Source organism: Streptomyces sp. NRRL B-24085 (assembly GCF_001282115.1).
Lineage (GTDB): Bacteria > Actinomycetota > Actinomycetes > Streptomycetales > Streptomycetaceae > Streptomyces.
Genome location: NZ_LJBR01000560.1, coordinates 1 through 6,396, shown reverse-complemented (window position 1 = coordinate 6,396; position 6,396 = coordinate 1). Strand labels below are relative to the sequence as shown.

General features: G+C 72.2%; 7 protein-coding genes and 1 pseudogene. 2 read left to right on the top strand and 6 right to left on the bottom strand.

The genetic code is table 11. The annotated features are described in order from the left end of the window. Positions 1 to 218: 218 nt before the first annotated feature. Positions 219 to 965, bottom strand: a complete 747-nt coding sequence (locus AOJ26_RS39465) for an SDR family NAD(P)-dependent oxidoreductase (RefSeq protein ID WP_053853161.1) — start codon at positions 963 to 965, stop codon at positions 219 to 221. Positions 966 to 1,088: 123 nt separating this feature from the next. Here AOJ26_RS39465 and AOJ26_RS39460 point away from each other — a divergent pair, with 123 nt between their 5' ends. Then, on the top strand, positions 1,089 to 1,700 hold the full coding sequence (locus AOJ26_RS39460) for a TetR/AcrR family transcriptional regulator (RefSeq protein WP_053853160.1): 612 nt from the start codon (positions 1,089 to 1,091) through the stop codon (positions 1,698 to 1,700). A 12-nt stretch (positions 1,701 to 1,712) separates the two neighbouring features. On the opposite strand, the gene AOJ26_RS39455 is transcribed toward AOJ26_RS39460, so the two are convergent. Then, positions 1,713 to 2,753: a glycoside hydrolase family 6 protein gene (locus AOJ26_RS39455; protein WP_053853159.1), complete on the bottom strand. Its 1,041-nt coding sequence runs from the start codon at positions 2,751 to 2,753 to the stop codon at positions 1,713 to 1,715. A 163-nt stretch (positions 2,754 to 2,916) separates the two neighbouring features. Between AOJ26_RS39455 and AOJ26_RS39450 the strand changes: the two genes are divergently transcribed. Continuing rightward, positions 2,917 to 3,696 (top strand): GAF and ANTAR domain-containing protein, encoded by a 780-nt coding sequence (locus AOJ26_RS39450; protein ID WP_053853158.1) that lies wholly within the window; start codon positions 2,917 to 2,919, stop codon positions 3,694 to 3,696. A gap of 273 nt (positions 3,697 to 3,969) precedes the next feature. Here the strand turns inward: AOJ26_RS39450 and AOJ26_RS39445 are convergent, their stop codons facing one another. From AOJ26_RS39445 to AOJ26_RS39430, 4 genes and pseudogenes are all read right to left on the bottom strand, one after another. Beyond that, entirely contained in the window at positions 3,970 to 4,671 is a 702-nt protein-coding gene (locus AOJ26_RS39445) for a class F sortase (RefSeq protein WP_053853157.1), read from the bottom strand. A 6-nt stretch (positions 4,672 to 4,677) separates the two neighbouring features. Continuing rightward, positions 4,678 to 5,205 (bottom strand): hypothetical protein, encoded by a 528-nt coding sequence (locus tag AOJ26_RS39440; protein WP_053853156.1) that lies wholly within the window; start codon positions 5,203 to 5,205, stop codon positions 4,678 to 4,680. Positions 5,206 to 5,291: 86 nt separating this feature from the next. Next, positions 5,292 to 6,071, bottom strand: a complete 780-nt coding sequence (locus AOJ26_RS39435; protein ID WP_053853155.1) for an HAD-IIA family hydrolase — start codon at positions 6,069 to 6,071, stop codon at positions 5,292 to 5,294. 113 nt (positions 6,072 to 6,184) lie between these two features. Continuing rightward, positions 6,185 to 6,396: pseudogene (locus AOJ26_RS39430) on the bottom strand (hypothetical protein); the annotation flags it as partial.

Here is a 6,396-nt window from a genome sequence, read left to right as displayed (position 1 = left end):
GTATAGAGGCGTTCGACGGCCGCGCGGCGGGTTGCGGCGTCGCGGTTGCCGAAGACTTCGTGCAGGTTGGCCGCGAGCAGGTCGGTCACGTTGCGCATGGTTCCTTCAAGGGTGTCCGGGGCGACCGGGGGCGACTGGCCGGCTCGGCAGAGCTCGGCAGGCCGCCCCGGTGCGCTCGTGTCGGGTGGGCGGAGGGGGATGGGCGGCTGCGGTCCTGGTCAGATCTGGCTTGCGCCGCCGTCCACGTATATCTCGGCACCGGTCATGTAGCTGCTGGCCTCACCAGCGAGGAAGAGGACCGTCTCGGCGATCTCCTCCGGGCGGCCGAGACGCTGCATGGGGACGCCGGCGGCCAGGCCCTCAAGCAGTTGTTCGGCGGCCTCGGGGGTGCCCGCGAGGCCGCTGAGGCCGGGCGTCTCGATCGGGCCGGGGGCGATGCTGTTGACGCGGATGCCGCGGGTGACGAGTTCCGCCGCCCAGCTGCGGGTCAGGGAGCGCAGCGCGGCCTTGGTCGCGGCGTAGACGCTGAAGGAGGCGGCGCCCTTGGTGTCGATGTTCGAGCTGGTCAGGATGACCGAAGCGCCCGGGCGGAGCAGCGGAAGCGCCTTCTGCACGGTGAACAGGGTGCCCGCCACATTGGTGTTGAAGGTGTCGGCGTAGTGGTCCCAGGTGATGTCGGGCAGGGCCGCGAACTCCCCGCCGCCCGCGTTGGCGAAGACGATGTCGAGGCTGCCGTGCCGCTGGACCTGTTCGAAGAGGCGGTCGAGGTCGCCGAGGTCGGCGACATCGGCTCGTACTCCCGTGGCGTTGTCGCCGATGGAGGCCACCGCCTCGTCGAGCGCCTGCTGCCTGCGGCCGGTGAGGAAGACGTGGGCGCCTTCCGCCGCGAGCCGTCGTGCGGCGGCGAGGCCGATGCCGGACGTGGCACCGGTGACGAGGGCGGTCTTGCCGTCGAGCTGACCCATGAGGGGTTCTCCGTTTCTGTACCGTTCGGTACTTAAGTCGTTCGTCCATGGAGAACCGCGGCACCCGGGGAGCTATTCCGTACCGCTCGGTTAAAATTTCGGGGACCGACACAGGAGGGCGTCATGGCGGTACGCGGCAGACCCCGGGGCTTCGACGCGGAGGCCGCGCTGGACCGTGCGGTGGAGGTGTTCTGGCGCCAGGGCTACGACGGCGCGTCCCTCACCGACCTCACCGAGGCGATGGGCATCAACCGCACCAGCATGTACGCGGCGTTCGGCAACAAGGAGCAGCTCTTCCACCGCGCCGTCGCCCGCTACGCCGAGGCCGACATGGCCTACGCCCGCGAGGCTCTCGCGGAGCCGACCGGCTACGCGGTCATCGAATCCTTCCTCCGCGCCAACGCCGACGCGCTCACCCGCCCCGACCGCCCCTCCGGATGCCTGTCCGTACAGGGCGGCCTGGCCGACGGCGGCGACAGCGGCCGCATCGCCCGCTTCCTGGCCGACAGCCGCCTCGCCGGCGAGCACGCCCTCGCGCAGCGTCTGGCCCGTGCCGTCGAGGAGGGCGACCTGCCCGCGGGGACCGACCCGCACGCACTCGCCCGCTATGTGATGGTCGTCAGCGAGGGCAACGCCGTACACGCGGCCGCCGGCGCGACCCGTGCGGCCCTCCACGCCACCGTCGACATCGCCCTTCAGGCGGTGCCCCGGCCGCACGCACAGGTGGGCGCCTGACCCGGCTACGGCCTACGCGTCCGATCCTCGCGCCAGTTCCAAGGCGTAGTCGGACCACCACTCCCCCGCCTTCGGGCCGCCCTTGCACTCGCCGTCCGACTCTCCCGGGCGCTTGACCCACAGGTAGGCGTCGACCAACGGGTCCGCCGTCTTTATGGTCGGGGTCTCTCCCAGCGCCCTGCCCGGCGGGTTGCACCAGCGCTCGTTCTCGTCGCCGTCCTTGTACGGGCCGTTGCCGTTGCGGCTGGTGTCGATGACGAAGTGCTTGTCGCCTACCTTGGCGGAGAGCTGCTTGCCGTAGGCGATGGAGTCCTCGGTGGAGTAGAAGTTGGAGACGTTCACCGAGAAGCCGTCGGCCTTGGCGATGCCCGCCCACTTGAGGGGCTCGAAGATCTGGTCGGGGTGGCCCCAGCCCGCGTTGCCCGCGTCCAGGTAGACCTTGGTGTTCTTCAGGGACTTGAGCTTCTCGACGGCACCGGTGAGCAGGTCGTAGCGCTCCTCGTGGAACTCGTCCTTGGTGCAGCCGTCGACCAGGTGCAGGACGGCGTCCGGTTCGAGGATCACCGTCGCGGAGCGGTCGCCGATGCCCGCGGCCACGCCGTCGATCCAGGTCCGGTAGGCGTTGCCGTCGGCGGCACCGCCCTGGGAGTACTGGCCGCAGTCGCGGTGCGGGATGTTGTAGAGGACCAGGAGGGCCGTACGGCCGGCCTTGTCGGCGGCCTCGGTGAAGCCGCGCGCCTCCTGCTCCGGGTTCTCCGGGCCGATCCACTCGCCGGTCGGCTGCTGGGCGATCTTGCGGATCTGTTCCGCCTCGTCGTCCTTGCCGCTCTTCAGGTACGCGGCGACCTGCTGGGCGGCGTTGCCGTCCGGGTTGACCCAGAACGGGTCGGCCTCCTTGGGCTGCTGGGTGATCCCCGCACCGGCCTTGCCGTCTTCGTCCCCCTTGTTCGGATCGTCCGGCGTCGAGCACGCGGCGAGCAGCAGTGCCGCCCCCAGCACCGCCGCCGAAGCCCGTGCGCGGGCCGCCCTCCTGGCCCCCCTGCTGACGTACATCCAATTCCCCCCTGGGTGCACCGTGGCAAGTCTCAATCGTGACACACCGGTCGCGCCGCCCACGAGGTCGCCCGAGCCTTGTCCAGGAGCTGTTACAGCCCTGAAGGTCGGGGTAGGTGCGCGCCGTACGGGGGCGCTCGTCGATGAAGGGGAGTGCTCAGCGATGCGGTACGCCACCAGGGAGATCCGGCTGGCCTCGGCACTGGTGGAGGCGGCGGACACCCTCGTCGACGGCTTCGAGGCGACCCGGTACTTACAACGCGTCTCCGACCACTGCGTGGAACTGCTGCACGCGCGGGCGGCCGGGGTGATGCTCGTCGACGGCGGCCGGTCGGTGTCGCTGGCCGCCAGCAGCCGGCACGAGCGGGTGGCGCTGGACCTGCTGGAGGCGCAGCACGGCGGCGGGCCGTGTCTGGACAGCTACGGCTCGGGCCGGCCGGTACCGCCCGTCTCCATACGGGTCGCCCACGCGGACGCCCGCTGGCCCGACTTCACCGAACGGGCCCTCCGGCACGACATCGTGACCACGTTCGCGGTCCCGCTGCGCCGCCGCGAGAACCTGCTGGGCGCCCTCAACGTGTTCGTGCCCACGCTGCCCGACCCCGCCCCGGCCGACGACGTCGCCTCCGGACTCCAGGTCGCCCAGGCCCTCGCCGACGCCGCCGCCCTCGGCTTGCAGAACCGTCACACCTACGCCCGGTACCGCACCCTGTCCGGCCAGTTGCAGGAAGCCCTGTCCAGCAGGGTCCGCATCGAGCAGGCCAAGGGGATGCTCGCCGAGCGCTGGAGCGTCCACGCCGATCAGGCGTTCATGGCGCTGCGGCAGTACGCACGGCGCCGGCGGCAGCCCCTGGACCAGGTGGCGAGCGCGGTCATCGAGGGCGTCGCGGACGACGCCGAACTGCGCCGGGAGAGGGACGGAACCGCTGACGGACCCGCGTAGCACCCGGGCCCACCAGTGGGTGTGACGGAGAGCCACGAGCACAGGACTGAAGGTCAGTCGGCCCCTAGGCCCGGGCGCTCATCCGTTCTAGAGTCTTCTCATAAGTTACGGCCCCAGCCCCTGGCCGAGTCATCCCACCGAGCCTCCAGACCTCCCGCGCCGCCGCCGGGTTACTCCCGCAGCCCGGGCGTGCGCGGTCGAGGACCAGCCCGGTCGGCGGCTTCGGGGGGAGCGGGTCGCCGACCGGGCCAGGTGGTGCTCGGGACGGGAGTCCTACAGACCCGTGCCCGTCAGATACGCCGAGACGATCACGTTGGCCGTGTAGCTGCGGCTCGCCCGGTCGAAGGTGCCGCCGCAGGTGACCAGGCGCAGTTCGGCGCGGCCCGGCTCGCGGGGGCCGTAGGCCAGGCGGGCGTCGAAGTCCTCGCGGGTGAGGGTCCGCACGTCGTCGACGGTGAACTCGGCGACCCTGCCGTCGTCGCGGATCACCCGGACCGTCTCGCCCGGCCGGAGCGAGCTGATCCGGAAGAAGACGGCGGGCCGGGTGTCGGTGTCGACGTGCCCCACCATCAGGGCGGTCCCTGCGGCCCCGGGCTGGGCGCCGGCCGCGTACCAGCCGACGACACCGGGCTGGTCGAAGGGGGGTGGGTCGAGAGCGCCCCGGGCGTCCAGGCCGCGGGCCACCACGGGCGCCTGCACCCCGAGTCCCGGGATGTCCAGGCGCTGCGGCCGCGCTCCCGCCAACGGCTTTACGGCGGGCGGCAGTTCGGCCGCTCCCCGCGGGGGCCCGACCGCGGCCAGGTCACCGGTGGCCGGCGCGGACAGGCCGTGCCGCACGCCGGTGACCTCGCGGCCCCACAGCCACAGCCCGAGCAGCAGGACCGCCCAGGTCACACCGGTCAGCAGCCGTCCGGTCCCGGAGCGGCGGCCGCGCGGGGCGCGGCCGCCTTCCGGGTCGGCGAAACGGTCGGACATCGACGGTCAGTTCGCCTCGCGGCTCCGGCGGCTGCGGCGCAGCACGACGGCCACCGCCGCTACCCCGGCGAGCACCAGACCCGTCACCGCGTGCCCGGTGCCGGGTCCGGCGGCGTGCGGTTCCATGGCGGACAGGTGGGTGGCGGTCCAGCCGCCGCCCGCGTCGACGGGGGCGGCGGGGGATGCCGGGGCGCTGCCGCCGGTCGCCGCCGCGACGGTGATCCTGCCCCGCACCTCGGAGTCGGCGCAGGTGATCCGCACCTCGTACGGTCCGGGTTCGATCGAGGAGCGGACGCGGGTCTCGCCGGCGAGGCTGCCGCCCACCCCCGTCAGCCGGGCGTTCGCGACGAACGCGGCCGAGGCGGCGGTGGCCGTCTTCCCGGCGCAGCCGGTCACCCGCAGCGCGAGGTCGGTGCCGGCGGCGGGGATCGACGGGGTCACCGAGACGCTGCCGCCGTCCGCCGCCTGCGCGGGCGGGGCGAAGGCGACGGCAGCCAGGACGGCGGTACAGAGAGTGAGGCGTAGTGAACCCATCGTGAACCTCCAGATATGTGGAGGGTCTCCCGGGGACCGCGGGCCCGCATCCCGAGGGGCGCCGCGTTGCTCCGTTCGGGTCGGCCTCAGATCCGGTCGACGAGGTCCGCGATGGAGTCCACGACCTTCGAAGGCCGGTACGGGAAGTCCTCGACCTGCTCGGGCCGGGTCAGGCCGGTAAGCACCAGGAAGGTCTGCATGCCGGCCTCCATGCCGGCCAGGACGTCGGTGTCCATGCGGTCGCCGATCATCGCGCTGCTCTCGGAGTGCGCCCCGATGGTGTTGAGCCCGGTGCGCATCATCAGCGGGTTGGGCTTGCCCGCGAAGTACGGCTGCTTGCCGGTCGCCTTGGTGATCAGGGCGGCGACGGCGCCGGTGGCCGGCAGCGCGCCCTCGGCTGAAGGGCCGGTCTCGTCGGGGTTGGTGCAGATGAAACGGGCACCGTCGTTGATGAGCCGGACCGCCTTGGTCATGGCCTCGAAGGAGTAGGTGCGGGTCTCTCCGAGGACGACGTAGTCGGGCTCGTGGTCGGTGAGGATGTAGCCGATGTCGTGCAGGGCGGTGGTCAGACCCGCCTCCCCGATGACGTACGCCGTCCCCTCGGGCCGCTGGTCGTCCAGGAACTGCGCGGTGGCCAGGGCGGAGGTCCAGATGTTCTCGATCGGGACGTCCAGGCCCATGCGGCGCAGCCGGGCGTGCAGGTCGCGCGGGGTGTAGATGGAGTTGTTGGTCAGCACCAGGAAGGGCTTGCCGGACTCGCGGAGCTTCTTGAGGAAGGCGTCGGCGCCGGGGATCGGTACGCCCTCGTGGATGAGTACACCGTCCATGTCGGTGAGCCACGAATCGATGGGCTTGCGGTCTGCCATGTGCGGGATCTCCTGCCGTACGCGTGTACGCCCTGCTGCGTCGGCCCCAGCCTAGACAGTGGCCGGATCTTGGGGGAATGGCCGGCTGGGGACAGGCACCGGAAGCCCTGGGGTCAGCGGCGGCCGCGGGCCCGGAGGATCGCACCCGCCGTGACCAGGAGGAGGGCGGCGGTTCCGAGGACGGCGGCGGCCACGGCGGGGCCGGTGCTGGCCAGTTCCTCGGCCGCGTCCGTGAAGGGGAGGCCCTCGGGGGTGGGGGTGGTGTCGTGCCGTGCGGCCGGGGTGGAGCCGATGCCGAAGCGGTAGTCGTTGGACTGCCCCACCC

Coding starts and splice junctions, on each gene's coding strand:
- AOJ26_RS39465 (WP_053853161.1), bottom strand. CDS start 965: ATGGGTCAGCTCGACGGCAAGACCGCCCTCGTCACCGGTGCCACGTCC.
- AOJ26_RS39460 (WP_053853160.1), top strand. CDS start 1,089: ATGGCGGTACGCGGCAGACCCCGGGGCTTCGACGCGGAGGCCGCGCTG.
- AOJ26_RS39455 (WP_053853159.1), bottom strand. CDS start 2,753: ATGTACGTCAGCAGGGGGGCCAGGAGGGCGGCCCGCGCACGGGCTTCG.
- AOJ26_RS39450 (WP_053853158.1), top strand. CDS start 2,917: ATGCGGTACGCCACCAGGGAGATCCGGCTGGCCTCGGCACTGGTGGAG.
- AOJ26_RS39445 (WP_053853157.1), bottom strand. CDS start 4,671: ATGTCCGACCGTTTCGCCGACCCGGAAGGCGGCCGCGCCCCGCGCGGC.
- AOJ26_RS39440 (WP_053853156.1), bottom strand. CDS start 5,205: ATGGGTTCACTACGCCTCACTCTCTGTACCGCCGTCCTGGCTGCCGTC.
- AOJ26_RS39435 (WP_053853155.1), bottom strand. CDS start 6,071: ATGGCAGACCGCAAGCCCATCGATTCGTGGCTCACCGACATGGACGGT.